The sequence below is a fragment of the Pseudomonas sp. Irchel 3E13 genome (assembly GCF_900187455.1).
Lineage (GTDB): Bacteria > Pseudomonadota > Gammaproteobacteria > Pseudomonadales > Pseudomonadaceae > Aquipseudomonas.
In genome coordinates, this window is record NZ_FYDX01000013.1 from 35,939 (window position 1) to 52,735 (window position 16,797).

At 65.8% G+C, this 16,797-nt stretch carries 14 protein-coding genes; 11 read left to right on the forward strand and 3 right to left on the reverse strand.

From position 1 onward, the window contains the following. Genes CKW37_RS22275 through CKW37_RS22310 form a run of 8 tightly spaced genes read left to right on the forward strand, consistent with a single transcriptional unit; the run spans window position 1 to window position 7,883 of the window. Window positions 1-798: a CoA-transferase subunit beta gene (locus CKW37_RS22275; protein ID WP_095158426.1), complete on the forward strand. Its 798-nt coding sequence runs from the start codon at window positions 1-3 to the stop codon at window positions 796-798. Window positions 799-813: 15 nt separating this feature from the next. Next, complete coding sequence (locus tag CKW37_RS22280) at window positions 814-1,731, forward strand: enoyl-CoA hydratase (protein ID WP_095158427.1); 918 nt, start codon at window positions 814-816, stop codon at window positions 1,729-1,731. Beyond that, window positions 1,728-2,843, forward strand: a complete 1,116-nt coding sequence (locus CKW37_RS22285; protein ID WP_095158428.1) for a nitronate monooxygenase family protein — start codon at window positions 1,728-1,730, stop codon at window positions 2,841-2,843. The genes CKW37_RS22280 and CKW37_RS22285 overlap by 4 nt, the downstream gene beginning before the upstream one ends. Further along, window positions 2,840-3,592 carry an enoyl-CoA hydratase family protein gene (locus CKW37_RS22290; protein WP_095158429.1) on the forward strand — a complete coding sequence of 251 codons (753 nt, stop codon included), beginning with the start codon at window positions 2,840-2,842 and terminating at the stop codon, window positions 3,590-3,592. Before CKW37_RS22285 ends, CKW37_RS22290 begins: the two co-directional genes overlap by 4 nt. Window positions 3,593-3,601: 9 nt before the next feature. Beyond that, window positions 3,602-4,765: an acyl-CoA dehydrogenase family protein gene (locus tag CKW37_RS22295; RefSeq protein WP_095158430.1), complete on the forward strand. Its 1,164-nt coding sequence runs from the start codon at window positions 3,602-3,604 to the stop codon at window positions 4,763-4,765. Between the two features lie 9 nt (window positions 4,766-4,774). After that, on the forward strand, window positions 4,775-5,833 hold the full coding sequence (locus CKW37_RS22300; RefSeq protein WP_095158431.1) for an acyl-CoA dehydrogenase family protein: 1,059 nt from the start codon (window positions 4,775-4,777) through the stop codon (window positions 5,831-5,833). A gap of 3 nt (window positions 5,834-5,836) precedes the next feature. Next, window positions 5,837-6,988: an acetyl-CoA C-acetyltransferase gene (locus tag CKW37_RS22305; RefSeq protein WP_095158432.1), complete on the forward strand. Its 1,152-nt coding sequence runs from the start codon at window positions 5,837-5,839 to the stop codon at window positions 6,986-6,988. A 16-nt stretch (window positions 6,989-7,004) separates the two neighbouring features. Continuing rightward, complete coding sequence (locus tag CKW37_RS22310; RefSeq protein ID WP_095158433.1) at window positions 7,005-7,883, forward strand: SDR family oxidoreductase; 879 nt, start codon at window positions 7,005-7,007, stop codon at window positions 7,881-7,883. 141 nt (window positions 7,884-8,024) lie between these two features. Here CKW37_RS22310 and CKW37_RS22315 read toward each other — a convergent pair whose 3' ends face one another. Together CKW37_RS22315 and CKW37_RS22320 are read right to left on the reverse strand one after the other, a co-directional pair. Next, the gene (locus tag CKW37_RS22315) at window positions 8,025-9,176 is read right to left on the reverse strand and encodes an acyl-CoA dehydrogenase family protein (protein WP_095158434.1); all 1,152 of its coding nucleotides are present in this window, start codon (window positions 9,174-9,176) and stop codon (window positions 8,025-8,027) included. Between the two features lie 16 nt (window positions 9,177-9,192). Beyond that, window positions 9,193-10,278, reverse strand: coding sequence for an enoyl-CoA hydratase/isomerase family protein (locus tag CKW37_RS22320; RefSeq protein WP_095158435.1), 1,086 nt, complete (start codon window positions 10,276-10,278; stop codon window positions 9,193-9,195). A 340-nt stretch (window positions 10,279-10,618) separates the two neighbouring features. Between CKW37_RS22320 and CKW37_RS22325 the strand changes: the two genes are divergently transcribed. The 3 genes from CKW37_RS22325 (at window position 10,619) to nahK (ending at window position 15,732) form a co-directional block, all read left to right on the forward strand. Continuing rightward, window positions 10,619-11,800, forward strand: a complete 1,182-nt coding sequence (locus CKW37_RS22325) for a porin (RefSeq protein WP_095158436.1) — start codon at window positions 10,619-10,621, stop codon at window positions 11,798-11,800. A 193-nt stretch (window positions 11,801-11,993) separates the two neighbouring features. Next, window positions 11,994-13,157, forward strand: a complete 1,164-nt coding sequence (nosP, locus tag CKW37_RS22330; protein ID WP_095158533.1) for a nitric oxide-sensing protein NosP — start codon at window positions 11,994-11,996, stop codon at window positions 13,155-13,157. Beyond that, on the forward strand, window positions 13,087-15,732 hold the full coding sequence (gene nahK / locus CKW37_RS22335) for a hybrid sensor histidine kinase/response regulator NahK/ErcS' (protein ID WP_095158437.1): 2,646 nt from the start codon (window positions 13,087-13,089) through the stop codon (window positions 15,730-15,732). Before nosP ends, nahK begins: the two co-directional genes overlap by 71 nt. Here nahK and CKW37_RS22340 read toward each other — a convergent pair. Beyond that, on the reverse strand, window positions 15,710-16,717 hold the full coding sequence (locus CKW37_RS22340; RefSeq protein ID WP_095158438.1) for an aldo/keto reductase: 1,008 nt from the start codon (window positions 16,715-16,717) through the stop codon (window positions 15,710-15,712). The two genes, nahK and CKW37_RS22340, sit on opposite strands and share 23 nt — an antisense overlap. Window positions 16,718-16,797: the final 80 nt, after the last annotated feature.

Below are 16,797 nucleotides of genomic sequence, written 5' to 3' on the forward strand. Positions count from 1 at the left end.
ATGTCTGCCAATTGTGATTTCACCCTCGCCGAACTGCTGATCGTCGCCGCCGCCGAAGCCTGGCGCGGCAACGGCGAGCTGATCGCCTCGGGCCTCGGCGTGATTCCGCGCCTGGGGGCCAGCGTCGCCAAGCTCAGCCACAGCCCGGAACTGCTGATGACCGACAGCGAGGCCTTCCTGGTGGAAGAGCCGGTGCCGCTGGGCCCGCGCGGTGATTACCAGCCGCGCTACTCGGGCTACATGTCCTTCGAGCGGGTCTTCGAATGCGTCTGGGGCGGGCGGCGCCACGCCATGATCGGCCCGACCCAGATCGACCGCTGGGGCCAGACCAACCTGTCCTGCGTCGGCGACTACCACAAGCCGAAGACCGCGATCCTCGGTGTGCGCGGCCTGCCGGGCAACAGCATCAACCACCTGAACTCGTTCTTCGTGCCGAACCACAACACCCGAGTGTTTGTCAGCGGCGAGGTGGACATGGTTTCCGGCGTCGGCTTCAAGGCCGATCGCTGGCCCGAAGGCGCGCGCCGCGACCTGATGGATATCCGCGTGGTGGTCAGCGACCTCTGCGTCCTCGACTTCGACGGCCCCGAGCGCGCCGTGCAGGTGCGCAGCCTGCACCCGGGCGTGAGCTTCGAACAGGTTCAGGACAACACCGGCTTCCCGCTGCTGAAGTCGCCGCACCTGAAACAGACCGCGCACCCGACCGCCGAACAACTGGCGCTGATCCGCCGGCTCGATCCCCACGACCTGCGCGCCAGCGCGCTCAAGGGCAACCCGCCCGGCATCCGTACCGCCTGAGACAGGAGCGCGAACATGCACAGCAACGACAGCGAATTCGTCGTGCGCCAGGACCGGTCGGCCTACGAGACCGACGAGCCGGTGCTGTACGAGGTGGCCGACGGCATCGCCAGCGTCACCCTGAACCGGCCCAACTTCAACAACGCGCAGAACTCGCAGATGACCTACGCCCTCGACGCCGCCCTGCGCCGGGCGGTGGACGACGACGGGGTCAAGGTGATCGTGCTGCGCGGCGCGGGCCGGCATTTTTCCGCCGGCCACGATATCGGTACGCCGGGGCGCGACATCGACAAGCCGTTCGAGCGCGCCCACCTGTGGTGGGACCACACCAACAAGCCTGGCGGCGAGCAGTTGTACGCCCGCGAGCAGGAGGTTTACCTGGGCATGTGCCGGCGCTGGCGCGAGTTGCCCAAGCCGACCATCGCCATGGTCCAGGGCGCCTGCGTCGCGGGCGGGCTGATGCTGGCCTGGGTCTGCGACCTGATCGTCGCCAGCGACGACGCGTTCTTCCAGGATCCGGTGGTGCGCATGGGTATTCCGGGGGTCGAGTACTTCGCCCACCCTTATGAATTGAACCCGCGCATCGCCAAGGAATTCCTTTTTTGCGGCGACCGCATGAGCGCCGAGCGCGCCTACCAGATGGGCATGCTCAACCGCGTGGTGCCCCGCGACGACCTCGAAAACACCACTTACGCCATGGCGGCGACCATCGCCCGCCAGCCGCGCATGGGTCTGGCCCTGACCAAACAGGCGATCAACCACGTCGAAGACCTGCAAGGCAAGCGCACGGCCATGGACGCGGCGTTCGCCTGGCACCACTTCGCCCACGCCCATAACGAATTGCTGTCGGGCGACAAGCTCGGCGGCTTCGACGCCAAGGGCATGGCCCAGGCCAACAAACAGGCGGCCGCCGCCGGGAGCGATGGCGCATGAGCGGCTGGCTGCAGACTCCGTTGACCGAAGCGCTGGGCTGCCGTTATCCCATCGTGCAGACCGCCATGGGCTGGGTCGCCGACGCCAATCTGGTGATCGCCACCACCCGCGCGGGCGGCTTTGGCTTTCTCGCCGGGGCGACCATTCCCGCCCATGAGCTGGAGGGAGAAATCCGCCAGGTGATCGACGCCACCGGCGGCAGCAACTTCGGCCTGAATTTCCATATGTTCCAGGACAACGCCGCGCAGTGCGTTGACCTCGCCATCGCCTATCGCCTGCGTGCGGTCAGCTACGGCCGCGGCCCGGACAAACAGACCATCGCTCGCTTCAAGGCCGCCCAGGTGCTGTGCATTCCCACCGTCGGCGCGCTCAAGCATGCGATCAAGGCGGTGGAATTGGGCGCCGACATGATCACCATTCAGGGCGGCGAGGGCGGCGGTCATACCGGCGGCGTGCCCAGCTCGATCCTGTTGCCCCAGGTGCTGGACGCGGTCACGGTGCCGGTGATCGCCGCCGGCGGTTTCGCCACCGGCCGCGGCCTGGCCTCGGCGCTGGCGGCCGGCGCGGCGGGCATCGCCATGGGCACGCGCTTTCTGATGACCCGCGAATCACCGACGCCGAAAGCGACGCTGGAACGCTACCTGAAGGTCAACGACCCGCAACAGGTGCGGGTCACCACGGCGGTGGACGGCATGCGCCACCGCATGATCGAAAACCGCTTCATCAATCACCTCGAACAGGCCGGGCCCTTCGGCCGCCTGCGCATCGCCCTCGGCAGTGCCTGGCAGTGGAAACAGCACACCGGCATGAGCCTCGGCCATATGGCCGGGGTGTTCCTGCGTGCGCTGCGGGAAGACCCGTCGGCGCTGTCGCAGGTGGTCATGGCCGCCAACCAGCCGGTGCTGTTGCAGCGCTCGATGGTCGACGGCCAGCCCGACGACGGCATCCTGCCCAGCGGCCAGGTGGCCGCTGCCATCGGTGAACTGCTCAGTTGCCAAGAGGTGATCGAAGGCATCGCCCGCGAGGCCGAACAGTGCTTCGACAGCTTGCTCGCCCGACAAGGCAGCCAACGCCCAGCGAATCAGCCCATCAGTATTGGAGAACCCCTGTGACCCAGGCATTCAGCACTCAGCTTCAACAGGGGATCGCGGAACTCGTGATCGCCAAACCCCCGGTCAACGCCCTCGACAGCCAGGAATGGAACGCCCTGGCCCGTGAAATCGACAGCCTCGGGGCCAACCCCGAGGTCCGGGTCATCGTCATCCGTGCCGAAGGCCGCGGCTTCTGCGCCGGCGTCGATATCAAGGAACTGGACGCCCATCCCGAGCGCATCGTCGAGGTCAACGCCGGCAACTACGCCACCTTCAAGGCCGTGCACCGTTGCCCGGTGCCGGTGATCGTCGCGGTGCACGGCTTCGTCCTCGGTGGCGGCATTGGCATCACCGGCGCGGCGGATATCGTCGTCGCCGCCGAATGCGCGACCTTCGCCTTGCCGGAAGTGGACCGCGGCGCGATGGGCGGCGGCGCCCACCTGCAACGCTTGTTCCCGCTGCAGAAGGTTCGCTACCTGTTCTTCACCGGCGACACCATCGGCGCCCGCGAAGCCATGCAATACGGCTTTATCGAGCGCTTGGTCAGCAAGGAGCAACTGCGCGAAACCGCCCTGGAAATCGCCGCGCGCATCGCCGCGAAAAGCCCGGGCATGATCCGCATCGCCAAGGAGGCCCTTAACGGCATCGAGGACGGCAACCTGGAAGACAAGTACCGCTGGGAGCAGGGTTTCACCCTGCAGGCGTACACCAGCCCGGACTCGGCGGAAACCCGTCGCGCCTTCGTCGAAAAACGCGAAGCGAAGTTCTGAGGAGGCGCCATGGAACTGACCTATACCCCCAAACAACAAGCCTTCCGCGCCGAAGTGCGTGCCTGGCTGGCGAATAACCTGCCACGCGAACCGCTGGCCAGCTACGACACCCGCGAAGGTTTCGAACAACACCGGGCCTGGGAAGCGAAGCTGTTCGACAGCCGCTGGTCGATGGTGATGTGGCCGGCCGAACTCGGCGGGCGCGGCTGCGACCTGATCGAGTGGCTGATCTTCGAGGAAGAGTATTACGGCGCCGGCGCGCCGATGCGGGTCAACCAGAACGGCCAGTTGCTGCTGGGCCCGACCCTGATGGAATTCGGCACCGAGGCGCAGAAAAAACACTTCCTGCCGCGCATGGCCGCCAGCGTCGACATGTGGGCCCAGGGCTGGTCCGAGCCCAACGCCGGCTCGGACATGGCGGCGATCACCAGCAAGGCGGTGCGCGACGGCGATCACTACGTGATCAACGGCCAGAAGACCTGGTCCACCCGCGCCACCTTCGCCGACTGGCTGTTCGGCCTGTTCCGCAGCGAGCCGGGCTCCAGCCGCCACCATGGCCTGTCGTTCCTGATGGTGCCGCTGAATGCCGAGGGCGTGAGCATTCGCCCGATCAAGGCGCTGAACGGCAAGGACGCCTTCGCCGAAGTGTTCTTCGACGATGTGCGGGTGCCGGTGGGCAACCTGATCGGCGCCGAAGGGCAGGGCTGGCACGTGGCGATGGCCACCGCCGGTTTCGAGCGCGGCCTGCTGCTGCGTTCGCCCGCCCGCTTCCAGTACACCGCGCGCAAGCTGGTCGAACTGTTCAAGGCCGAGCCCGCCGCCGCCGAGCGTGATCCGGGGCTGCGCGACGCGGTGCTGGAGTGCTGGATGGGCGCCGAAGCCTATGCGCTGTCGGCCTACCACACCGTGGGCCGGCTGGGCCGCGGCGAGCAGATCGGCGCCGAGTCGAGCATCAACAAGATCATCTGGTCGGAACTCGATTTGAAGATGCACGAGACCGCCATGCGCCTGCTCGGCGCCCGTGCCGAACTGATTGCCGGCGCACCGGCCGCCGGCGACGCGGCGCACTGGCTGGAGGGCTTCCTGTTTGCCCAGGCCGGGCCGATCTACGCCGGCACCAACGAGATTCAGCGCAACATCATCGCCGAGCGCATGCTCGGCCTGCCGAAGTAAGGAGCGGCCATGGACTTCACTTTCAACGATGACCAGCTCGCCTTCCGCGAGGCCATCAGCCGTTTCCTGATGACCGAAGCCGCTCCGGAAATGCTCCGCGAGATCTGGGAAACCGACGCCGGGCGTTCGCCCGACCTGCGCAACAAGATTGCCGCCCAGGGCCTCACCGCCCTGTCGATTCCCGAAGAGGACGGCGGCCTGGGCATGGACGACGTGGCCTGGGCACTGATGACCCAGGAACTGGGCTACTACGCCATTCCCGATTCCCTGGCCGATACCGCCTACGTCGCCGTTGGCCTGCTGGCCGCGCTCGACCCGGGTCATCCGGCCCGGGCCAGCCTGCTGCCGCGTATCGGCGAAGGCAGCCTGCGCCTGGCCATCGGGCATCCGATCAACCCGCTGGTCAGCGACGCGCAATTGGCCGAGGTGCTGATCCTGCCCCATGGCGATGAAATCCACCTGCTGCAGCGGGCGGCGGTGGACGTCGAGGCCAACCCGAGCATCGATGCCTCGCGCCGGCTCGGCCGAGTCACCTGGAACCCGACGCCGGCGACCTTGCTGGTCGGTGGCGCGAAGGGCAGGGCAGTGCAGGCGCAATTGCTCGACCGCGGCGCGTTGTCGGTGGCCGGGCAACTGCTCGGCCTCGCCCAGCGCATGCTCGACCTGTCGGTGGACTACGTCGCCCAGCGCAAGCAGTTCGGCAAGCCGATCGGCAGCTTCCAGGCGGTCAAGCACCACCTGGCCGACGTTGCGCGGCAGATCGAACAGGCCAAACCGGTGCTCTACCGCGCCGCCCACGGTCTGGCGCGCGGCGATGCCTCGGCCTCGCTGTGGGTGTCGCAGGCGCGCCTGGCCTGCTGCGAAGCCAGTTGGCTGGCGGCGCGCAAAGGCATCCAGGTGCATGGCGCCATGGGGTACACCTGGGAAGTCGACTTGCAGATGTTCATGAAACGCGCCTGGGCCCTCGATGCGTCGTGGGGCGATCGCGGTTTCCATAAATCCCGTGTCGGCGAGTACCTGTTCGCTGATGCCGCCCGGCTGGGGCCGGGCCACACCTTCGAGGACTGAGCGATGCCAGAAGCCTATATCGTCGATGCCCTGCGCAGCCCCACCGGCAAGCGCAAGGGCGCGCTGTCCGAGGTGCACGCCATCGACCTCGGCGCCCATGTGCTTAAGGCGCTGGTGCAACGCAATGCGATCCCGGCGGAAGACTATGACGACGTGATCTTCGGTTGCGTCGACACCATCGGCGCCCAGGCCGGCGACATCGCCCGCACCAGTTGGCTGGCCGCCGGCCTGCCGCTGTCGGTGCCGGGCACCACGGTGGATCGCCAGTGCGGTTCGTCGCAGCAGGCCGTGCATTTCGCCGCCCAGGCGGTGATGAGCGGCACCCAGGATGTGGTCGCCGTCGGCGGCGTGCAGACCATGACCCGCATCCCTATTTCCTCGGCGATGCTGGCCGGCCAGCCGCTGGGCTTCGCCGATCCGTTTTCCGGCAGCCACGGCTGGCGCGCCCGTTTCGGTACGCAACCGGTGGACCAGTTCTACGCCGCGCAGCGGATCGCCGATCACTGGGGAATCAGCCGCGAGCAGATGGAAGCTTTCGCCCTGGAAAGCCACCAGCGCGCTCTGGCTGCACGGGAAAGTGGGCGCTTCGCTCGGGAAATCGTCGCCTGTGAAGGGCTGAGCGAAGACGAAACACCACGGCAGACCAGCCTGGCGAAAATGGCCGAGTTGCAACCGGTGGACCCGCGTTTCCCGTCGATCACCGCCGCGGTATCGAGCCAGACCTGTGACGCCTCGGCGGCGCTGCTGGTGGTGTCGGAGGCGGCGCTCAAACGCTACGACCTGACCCCGCGGGCGCGCATCCATCACCTGACGGTGCTCGGCGACGACCCGATCTGGCACCTCACCGCGCCGATCGCGGCGACCCGTCGCGCCCTGGCAAAGACCGGGCTGCGCATGAGCGACATCGACCGGGTGGAGATCAACGAGGCGTTCGCCTCGGTGGTCATGGCCTGGGCCAAGGAACTGGATTACGACCCGGCGCGGACCAACGTCAACGGCGGCGCCATCGCCCTCGGTCACCCGCTGGGCGCCACGGGTGCACGGCTGATGACCACGCTGCTCAACGAACTGGAATGCAGCGGCGGTCGCTACGGCCTGCAAACCATGTGCGAGGGCGGTGGCCAGGCCAACGTCACGATCATCGAACGTCTTTGAATCAAGGAGTCAGACCATGGCTATCTGTAACGGCCGGACGGTGATCATCACCGGTGCCGGCGGCGGCCTCGGCCGCGCCTACGCCCTGGCCTTCGCGGCCGAGGGCGCCAATGTAGTGATCAACGATATCCGTGCCGAAGCGGCGCAGGATGTGGCCGGGGAAATCGTCGGCAATGGCGGCCGCGCCATCGCCAACAGCGACGACATCACCAGCCTCGACAGCGCCCAGCGCATCGTCGACGCGGCGCTGGCGGCGTTTGGCGAAGTGCACGTGCTGGTCAACAACGCCGGCGTGTTGCGGGATCGCATGTTTATCAGCCTGTCGGAAGAAGACTGGGACCTGGTGATGCGCGTGCATTTGAAAGGGCATTACTGCCTGGCGAACATCCTCGGTCGCCGCTGGCGCGACCTGGCCAAGGCCGGCACGCCGGTGGCCGCGCGCATCATCAACACCAGCTCGGGGGCGGGTTTGCAGGGTTCCATCGGCCAGTCCAACTACTCGGCGGCCAAGGGCGGGATTGCCGCGTTGACCTTGGTGCAGGCGGCGGAACTGGCGCGTTACGGCGTCACCGCCAACGCCCTGGCCCCGGCGGCGCGTACCGCAATGACCGAAAGCGCCATGCCGGACGTGGTGCGCAAGCCCGATGACGGCAGCTTCGACGCCTGGGCCCCGGAAAACGTCGCACCGCTGGTGGTGTGGCTGGGCAGCGAACAGTCGGCGCATGTCAGCGGCCAGGTGTTCGAAAGCCAGGGCGGACGGATTTCGCTGGGCGATGGCTGGCGGACCGGCGTGACCCGCGACAAGGGCGCGTTGTGGTCGGTGGACGAGGTCGGGTCCGCGGTGAATGCCATTCTCGCCGAGGCGCCCAAGGCGCAGAAGGTGTGGGGGAGCTGAGAGCGCTATCGCCGGCAAGCCGGCTCCCACAGGGATCGGTCCTCTGGGAGCTGGCTTGCCAGCGATGAGTCCATCAGCAACACCGCCGCTGATAGCGATTCGCGAGCAAGCTCGCTCCTACCGGGAGGGGGGAGGTCGTGGTCACAGCGGATAGTTTTTCAACTCCCGCGCAATCAACATCCGTTGAATCTCGCTCGAGCCTTCATAGATCTGGGTAATCCGCGCATCCCGGTAGTAACGCTCCACCGGGTAATCCTCCAGATAGCCGTAACCGCCATGCACCTGGATCGCCATGGAGCAGACGCGCTCGGCCATTTCCGAGGCGAACAGCTTGGCCTGGGAGGCTTCGCTCAGGCAGGGTTTGCCGGCGCTGCGCAGGCGGGCGGCGTGGAGGATCAGCAGGCGGGTGGCGTTGATCTGCACCTGCATGTCGGCCAGCAGGTTGGCGATGCTCTGGTGTTCGTTGATCGGTTTGCCGAACTGGATGCGCTCGCGGGAATACACCAGCGCCGCTTCGAACGCGGCGCGGGCGATGCCCAGGGCCTGGGCGGCAATGCCGATGCGGCCACCCTCGAGGTTGGACAGGGCAATCGCCAGGCCCTTGCCACGCTGGCCGAGGATGTTGGCCTCGGGAATACGGCAGTTGTTCAGGGTCACCGCGCAGGTGTCGGAGGCGCGGATACCCATCTTGTGTTCGCTGCGATCGACCACGAAGCCGGCATTGTCGGTGGGCACGAGGAAGGCCGAGATGCCTTTCTTGCCAAGGTCCGGGTCGGTCACCGCGAAGACGATGGCCAGCTTGGCCCGGCGGGCATTGCTGACGAACTGCTTGGCGCCATTGATGACCCAGTGGCCATCCTGCAGTTCGGCGCGGGTGCGCAGGTTGTGGGCTTCGGAACCGGCCTGCGGTTCGGTCAGGCAGAAGCAGCCGATCACTTCACCGCTGGCCAGGCGTGGCAGCCAGGCCTGTTGCTGTTCATCGCTGCCGTAGGCGAGCAGCGGACCGCAGCCCACCGAGTTGTGGATGCTCATCAGTGCGCCGGTGGCGCCGTCGCCGGCGGCGATTTCTTCCACCGCCAGGGCGTAGGCGACGTAGTCGGTGTAGCTGCCGCCCCAGTCTTCCGGCACCACCATGCCGAGCAGGCCGAGTTCGCCCATCTTGGCGACCACGCCATCGTCGATCCAGCCGGCCTTTTCCCAGGCCTGGGCATGGGGCGCGATCTCGCCACGGGCGAAGTCCCGCGCCATGTCGCGAATCATGATCTGTTCTTCAGTCAGTTCCAGGTCTTGCATGTGCGTACTCCAGCCCTCACAGGCCTTCGAAGAATTGGTCGACCCGCTGAGGCTTCAGACCGGCGACAGTGGCGGGGTTCCAGCGCGGTTGTTTGTCCTTGTCGATGAGCAGGGCGCGCACGCCTTCGATCAGGTCGCCGTGATCGAACCATTGCTGGTCCAGGTGCAGCTCCATTCTGAAACACTCTTCAAGGCTCAAGCGCCGGCCCCGACGAAGCAGCTCCAGGGTCACCGCCATGCCCAGCGGCGAGCGGGTCTCCATCAGGTCGGCGGTCTTCAGCGCCCACTCATGGCTGTCGCCGACGGTCACGCTACGCAGTTGTTCGATCATGCTGGCGACATCGGGCAGGGCGAAGAAGTGGTCGATGGCCGGGCGCAAGTCGGCCAGCGGCGGATCGACCAGGGTCTGGGTGCCAAGGCTGGCGAGCACGCCTTGCAGGTCCTTGAGCGGGTATTCGCTCCACCTGATGCCATCGAAACCCTGGTCGAGGGCGCCCAGTTGGTCACTGTCGACGTACCAGTCGGCCAGGCCGCAATACAGGGCATCGGCGGCCTGCACCTGCACGCCGGTGACGCCCAGATAGGTGCCAAGTTCGCCGGGGATGCGCGACAGGAAATAGCTACCGCCGACATCCGGGAAGTAACCGATACCGACTTCCGGCATCGCCAGGCGGCTGCGCTCGGTGACCACGCGCAACTCGGCGCCCTGGGCCAGGCCCATGCCGCCGCCGAGGGTGAAACCGTCCATCAAGGCCACGATCGGCTTGCGGTAGTGGTGGATGAACTGGTCGAGGTCGTATTCCTCGATGAAGAAGTCGCGGTGCAGCGTGGCGCCGCTTTTATAGCTGTCGTACAGCGAGCGGATATCGCCACCGGCACAGAAGCCCTTGGGCCCCGCGCCGCGCAGCACCACGGCGTGGATCTGCGGGTCGATGGCCCAGGCTTCCAGTTGCAGGCGCAGGCTGCGAACCATCTGCAGGGTCAGGGCGTTGAGGCCGGCGGGGCGGTTGAGGGTCAGGTGGCCGATATGGTTGCGGACGTCGGCCAGTACCTGGGCGTTGTCGGTGTCTGAAGTGGCCGGTGCTTGAGCTTGCGCGGTCATCGCTGTCTCCCTGCTTTGTTATTGATTTTCCACGTGATTTGTCACGGTGTGGACGAGCGGTCAAGGATCGTCCGGATCGTAACAGTGCAAATTTGCCGAGTTCAATCCGCAAAACTGCAATAGCAATCTGCATTTTTGCATGTGCAACCGCGACCTTCGTCAGCGGTGTCGACACTTTAGCCTTGTGACCCGCTAGCACAGGGGATTAGTTCCCTCGGCCGGCGCGTTCCCGGCCCCGGCCAAAGCAGCGCCCGCTTGCGTCCAATGCAGCGTAGGGCACCGGCTGTCGGCTTTCGATAATCCCTCCCGACAACCGTCCCCAACGTTCGCGGAGAGCGTCATGCACAACAATAAGAATGCCAATGCCCGTTTCCTGCCCTTTTTGGCTGGCCTCGCCACCTTTGGCCTGGTCCCGCTGGCTCAAGCCGAAATCATGCTGTACGACAAGGATGAGACGACCTTCTCCACCGACGGCTACGTCAACGCCTTCTACGTCAACAGCGATGTGGACCGTGATGGCGAGCAGTACGACCGTCGCCAGTCGCGGGTGAAGATGGGCTTCCTGCCCAACTACCTGGGTTTCAACATGACCAAGCAGATGGGCGACCTGAAGCTGGGCGGTCGCGCCTCGTTCTGGGTAACCATCAACGACAGCGAACAGAACGGCACCGACACCGCCATCGACGTTCGTCAGTTCTACGGCACCGTGGCCAACCCCGAGTGGGGTGAAGTGCTGATCGGTAAGGACTTCGGCCTGTTCGCCCGCTCCAACATCCTGCTCGACGAACTGCTGGCCGGTTATGGCCAGGTCAGCGACACCCTCGGCCTGGTGGACGGCGGCGGCGTGTCCTTCGGCAACATCGGCAGCGGCTACCCGTACCCGTTCCCGACGTCGCAGATCACCTACCGCACGCCGGTGATGGAAGGGTTGCGGGTTGCCGTGGGCATCATGGACCCGGTCGATACCAACGACGACAGCGCGGTCGGCAAGGCTTACCAGAAGAACCCACGCACCGAGAGCGAGATCACCTACCAGTTCGATCTGGGTGGCGCGAAGATCTATAGCTGGCTCAACGGCAGCTACCAGACCTCGGACAACACCGATCACAACGTCGACAGCGTGACCTCCAAAGGCGTGGGTTACGGCGTGCAGGCCAAGATGGGTGACTTCTCGCTGACCGGCTCCGGCTTCACCGCCAAAGGCATCAACCCGTTCTTCACCAACAACGCCGGCGAAGCCACGCTGCGCGAAGTGGACAGCAAGGGCTACCTGCTGCAGGGCTCGTACACCCTGGGCAAAAACCGCCTGGCACTGTCCTACGGCAAGACCAAGGACGACGGCAACGGCGCGGTGAACACCGGCGCCGACTACGAAACCCGCGGTATCGCGCTGTTCCACACCATCAACGACAACCTCAAGCTGGTGGCCGAGTACAACCAGTTCGAAATCAACGGCCATGAAGGCAACACGCAAAACGAAGACACCGACACCTTCGCCGTCGGTGCTGTTCTGACCTGGTAAACCCCACCACCGCGTGACAGGGCTTCAGCTCGGCAAGGCGCATCCTGCCGGCTGGAGTTCTGTTGCGCGGTGTTTTCCCCGGCCTGCGCTCTACAACCAATGCCACCACCACCCCCTACCCAAGTAGCATTCGGCCCCATCCCCTCGCTTCGTACACTGCCGGCATCCATTCCCAATACGCTGGAGGCTGCTTATGTCGCAGTCCAACGCCGAAGGCGTCCTCAGTGCTGTATCCCGTGCCATTGACGCCGAGGAGGCTGCCCAGGACCTCGCCCGGCAATTGATGCACCCGCACCTGGGCTTCGTCCTGTTCTTCTGTTCCGCCGAATACGACCTGCCGGCCCTGGCCCAGGCGCTGCAGGAAAGTTTTGGCGGGATCCGCCTGGCCGGCTGCACCAGCGCCGGTGAAATCACCCCGGAAGGCTATGGTCGCGGCTGCATTACCGCACTGGGCTTCGACCATCGGCAGTTTTCCATCGCCGCTGAACTGATCGCGCCGATGCACGATTTCAGCCTGATCGACGCCCAGCGCTGCGTCGAACGGCTGGTCAACGAGTGCCGTGGCAACACCCTGGCGCCGATCAAGGGCCACAGCTTCGCCCTGACCTTGCTCGACGGCCTGTCCAGTCGCGAAGAAATGCTCCTCGCCGCGCTCAACGCCGCCCTGGGCGACATCCCGCACTTTGGCGGCTCGGCCGGCGACGACAATTACCTCAACCGCACCCACGTCTACTACGACGGCGTCTTCCACAACAGCGCGGCGGTGGTGCTGCTGGTCAACACCTGGCTGGATTTCGAAGTGTTCACCACCCACCACATCCAGCCCCGCGCCGAAAAACTGGTGGTGACCCGCGCCGACCGCACCCTGCGCCGGGTCTACGAACTGAACGCCGAGCCCGCCGCCCTGGAATACGCGCAACTGATCGGCGTGCCGGTGGACCAGCTCGACCTGCGCACCTTCGCCGCCCACCCGCTGGCGGTGCGGATCAACGAGCGCTATTACGTGCGCGCCATCCAGCGGGTGCACGACGATTTCAGCCTGAGCTTCTACTGCGCCGTGGAGAACGGCATCGTCCTCACCGCCATGAGCCCCGGGCCGCTGGTGCCGAACCTGAATACCTTGTTCGACGGCCTCTGCGAGCGGCTCGGCGACCTGCTGCTGACCATCGGCTGCGACTGCTTCCTGCGCCGCCTGGAACTGGACGGCACGCCGCAGACCGACCACGTCGAGGCGATCCTGCGCAAGCACGCGGTGGTGGGTTTCAACTCCTACGGAGAACAGTTCAATGGCATGCACATCAACCAGACCTTCACCGGCGTTGCCATCGGACGGTCCCGTGCCCGGCGATTTGACTGAAGCGCGGTTGCTGATCGAGCAACTGCGTCACGAAAACCACAAGCTCAGCCGCATCAACGCGGCGTTGATCGAGCGCCTGGAGTCGGGGGCGGCGCGCCCGGACGACTCCTACGCGGCGTTCCAGCACTCGGTGACCCTGGCCGAGCAAGTGCGCGAACGTACCGACGCACTCAACCAGGCCATGGCCGAACTCAAGGCCAGCAACCATCTGCTCAGCGATGCGCGGATGCGCGCCGAGACCGCGCACCAGTACCTGGTGGACGCCATCGAGAGCATTTCCGATGCCTTCGTGCTGTTCGACACCGACCTGCGCATCGTCCTGTTCAACCAGCGCTTCAAGGCGCTTTGGGCCAACAGCCGGATCCGCATCATCAGCGGCATGCACCTGTCGGAGGTGCGCCGGCTGATGCTGCGCACCGGGCTGTTCACCGAAGAGCCGCGCAATATCAACGACGAAAACCTGCTGTACCGGCTCAAGGACGGGCGCTGGCTGCAGGTCAGCGAACGCCCGACCCAGGGCGGCGGGCGCGTGGTGCTGCTGACCGACATTACCGAGGTCAAGCACAGCGAAACCCAGCGCCGCGAGCAAGCGGTGGCGCAGAAATCCCACCTGTTGCAGCGCGCGGTGGACAACCTGTCCCAGGGCGTGGCGATGGTCAATGCCGACGGCGTGCTGGAGCTGTGGAACCGGCGCTTCCTGGAACTCAGCGGGCTGGCGCCGATCGCCGCGCACCGGCAGTTCGCCGACGTGATCGGCGACAGCGAGCTGGCCTTGCTGACCCCGGCCACCCGTGACTGCAACGGCCGGCCAACGCGGGAACTGGAGCAGCGCCTGTACGACGGACGCATGCTGGAAATCCGCACCCATCCGCTGCCCACCGGCGGCTTCGTCAACACCTTCACCGACATCACCGAGCGCTACCAGCACGCCGAGGCCCTGAGCGAAAGCGAGCGCTGGATCCGCCTGATTACCGACCAGGTGCCGGCGCTGATCGCTTACCTCAATGCCGATCTGGTCTACGAATTCACCAACAAGGTCTACGAGCAGTGGTACTGCTGGCCGCACGCGGCGATGCTCGGCCAGCGCCTGCGCGACGTGCACAGCGCCGAGCATTACCAGCGCCTGGAAACCTACATCGGCCAGGCCCTGGCCGGGGAGAGCGTGACCTTCGAGTTCGCCGAGACCAACGCCCACGGCCAGGAGCGCTACATGCTGCGCTCCTATGTGCCCAACAGCCTGCCCAATGGCGAGGTGGTCGGGATTTTCGTGCTGATCCGCGACATCACCGAACGTCGCCGCACCGCCGAGGCCTTGCACCAGGCATACCAGCACCTGGAGGTGCGGGTACGCGAGCGTACCACCGAACTGACTCAGCTCAACCAGCAATTGCTGAAGGAAATCGAGGAGCGCCGGCGCGCCGAGGCGCGGCTGCGCGATGCCAAGCAGGAGGCCGACCAGGCCAACCTGTCGAAGACCAAGTTCCTCGCCGCAGTCAGCCACGACCTGCTGCAACCGCTCAACGCCGCGCGCCTGTTCACCAGCGCGTTGCAGGAGCAGAGCAACAGCCCGGCGCTGGTGCGCAACGTCAGCAACGCGCTGGATGATGTGGAATCGCTGCTGGGCACCCTGGTGGACATCTCCAAGCTGGATGCCGGGGTGATCAAGGCCGATGTCGCCACCTTTGCCGTCAGCGACCTGCTCGACAACCTCGCTGCCGAATACGCCGCCACCGCCGCCAGCGAGGGCCTGCGCCTGCACTATGTGCCGACCGGCCTGCGGGTGCGCAGCGATATCCAGCTACTGGCGCGGATCCTGCGCAACCTGCTCAGCAACGCCATTCGCTACACCCCGCAAGGCCGCCTGCTGCTGGGCTGCCGGCGGCGCGGACGGCGCTTGTGGATCGAAGTCTGGGACACCGGCATCGGCATTCCGCTGGACAAGCGCGAAGAGATTTTCCAGGAGTTCAAGCGCGGCGATTCCCAGCGTCCGGACCAGGACCGTGGCCTCGGCCTGGGCCTGGCCATCGTCGAGAAAATCGCCGGGATTCTCGGCCACCGTATCCAGGTGCGCTCGACGCCGGGCAAGGGCTCGGTGTTTTCCATCGAGGTGCCGCTCAGCCGCCAGGTGCCACGGGCCCGGGAGCCGGTGCCGGAGGTGATGCCGCTGCTGGAGCGTCTGGAAGGCGCGCGGATTTGGGTGCTGGATAACGACGCGGCCATCTGTGCCGGCATGCGCACCTTGCTGGAGCAATGGGGCTGCCGGGTCAGTACGGCGTTGAACGAGGAAGACCTGGCCGGACAATTACCGGCGGACGAAGCCGAAGCCGGGCTGCTGATCGTGGATTACCACCTGGACCACGACCGCAACGGCCTGGAAGCGGTGGCGGCGATCAATGCGCGGCGGGTTTCACCCTTGCCGGCACTGATGATCACCGCCAACTACAGCAACGAACTCAAACAGCAGGTGCGTGAACTGGGCCACACCCTGATGCACAAACCGGTGCGGCCAATGAAACTCAAGGCCGCGATCAGTCACCTGCTGGGCAACGAGCTCAGCGTGGCAGGCGTCCACTGACGAAGTGGGCGACGTCATTGAAACCGTGGGTCGACGGGTGGCCCGGAGTGACCAGCGAATCGATGAAGGCTTCGTCCTCGGCGCTGATCTTCACCTCCAGCGCGCCGCCGTAGGTGTCCCACTGGGCTTCGGTGCGCGGGCCGACGATCGCTGAACTGACCGACTGGTTGTTCAGCACCCAGGCGATGGCGAACTCGACGATGCCGACGCCTTTGGCCTGGGTGTAGGCCTGGATTTTCTGGGCGATGGCCAGGGATTCAGCCCGCCATTCCACTTCGAGGATGCGCTTGTCCTGCCGCGCCGCGCGGCTGCCGGCCTCGGGTTCGGCATTGGGCGCGTACTTGCCGCTGAGCACGCCGCGGGCCAACGGACTGAACGGCACCACGCCGAGACCATGAAACGCCGCCGCGGCCAGTTGCTCGGTCTCGACCTGGCGATTGACGATGTTGTACAGCGGCTGGCTGACCACCGGCTTCGGTACGCCGAGACGCTCGGCCAGGTTGCAGATTTCAGCGATGCGCCAGCCACGGAAGTTGGACACGCCCCAATGACGGATCTTGCCCTGGCGCAGTAGATCGCCGATGGCCGAGACGGTGATGTCCAGCGGCGTGGCGTGGTCTTCGCGGTGCAGGTAATAGATGTCCAGGTAATCGGTGCCGAGGCGGGTCAGGCTGGCTTCGATGGCGTTGAAGATATGCTTGCGCGACAGCCCGCTGCGGTTCGGCACGCCGTCTGCCGGGCCATAGCCGACCTTGGTGGCGAGGACCCAGTCGTGGCGGTGGCGGGCGATGCCTTCGCCGACGATTTCTTCCGAGCGGCCGGCGTTATAGACGTCCGCCGTGTCGATGAAATTGACACCCTGGTCCCAGGCTTTGTCGATGATGCGCAGAGAATCCTCGGTACGGGTCTGCTCGCCGAACATCATGCTGCCCAGGGTCAGGGCGGAGACTTGCAGGCCACTGCGGCCGAGAGGACGGTAGATCATGATCGAAAGCCCCTTCGCGGTATGGAAGGGGTGTTGTACAGGGGGAAAAGCATCGCTGGCAAGCCAGCTCCCTACCCGTG

Coding starts and splice junctions, on each gene's coding strand:
- CKW37_RS22320 (WP_095158435.1), bottom strand. CDS start 10,278: ATGACCGCGCAAGCTCAAGCACCGGCCACTTCAGACACCGACAACGCC.
- nahK (WP_095158437.1), top strand. CDS start 13,087: ATGGCATGCACATCAACCAGACCTTCACCGGCGTTGCCATCGGACGGT.
- CKW37_RS22275 (WP_095158426.1), top strand. CDS start 1: ATGTCTGCCAATTGTGATTTCACCCTCGCCGAACTGCTGATCGTCGCC.
- nosP (WP_095158533.1), top strand. CDS start 11,994: ATGTCGCAGTCCAACGCCGAAGGCGTCCTCAGTGCTGTATCCCGTGCC.
- CKW37_RS22280 (WP_095158427.1), top strand. CDS start 814: ATGCACAGCAACGACAGCGAATTCGTCGTGCGCCAGGACCGGTCGGCC.
- CKW37_RS22285 (WP_095158428.1), top strand. CDS start 1,728: ATGAGCGGCTGGCTGCAGACTCCGTTGACCGAAGCGCTGGGCTGCCGT.
- CKW37_RS22340 (WP_095158438.1), bottom strand. CDS start 16,717: ATGATCTACCGTCCTCTCGGCCGCAGTGGCCTGCAAGTCTCCGCCCTG.
- CKW37_RS22295 (WP_095158430.1), top strand. CDS start 3,602: ATGGAACTGACCTATACCCCCAAACAACAAGCCTTCCGCGCCGAAGTG.
- CKW37_RS22310 (WP_095158433.1), top strand. CDS start 7,005: ATGGCTATCTGTAACGGCCGGACGGTGATCATCACCGGTGCCGGCGGC.
- CKW37_RS22300 (WP_095158431.1), top strand. CDS start 4,775: ATGGACTTCACTTTCAACGATGACCAGCTCGCCTTCCGCGAGGCCATC.
- CKW37_RS22315 (WP_095158434.1), bottom strand. CDS start 9,176: ATGCAAGACCTGGAACTGACTGAAGAACAGATCATGATTCGCGACATG.
- CKW37_RS22325 (WP_095158436.1), top strand. CDS start 10,619: ATGCACAACAATAAGAATGCCAATGCCCGTTTCCTGCCCTTTTTGGCT.
- CKW37_RS22305 (WP_095158432.1), top strand. CDS start 5,837: ATGCCAGAAGCCTATATCGTCGATGCCCTGCGCAGCCCCACCGGCAAG.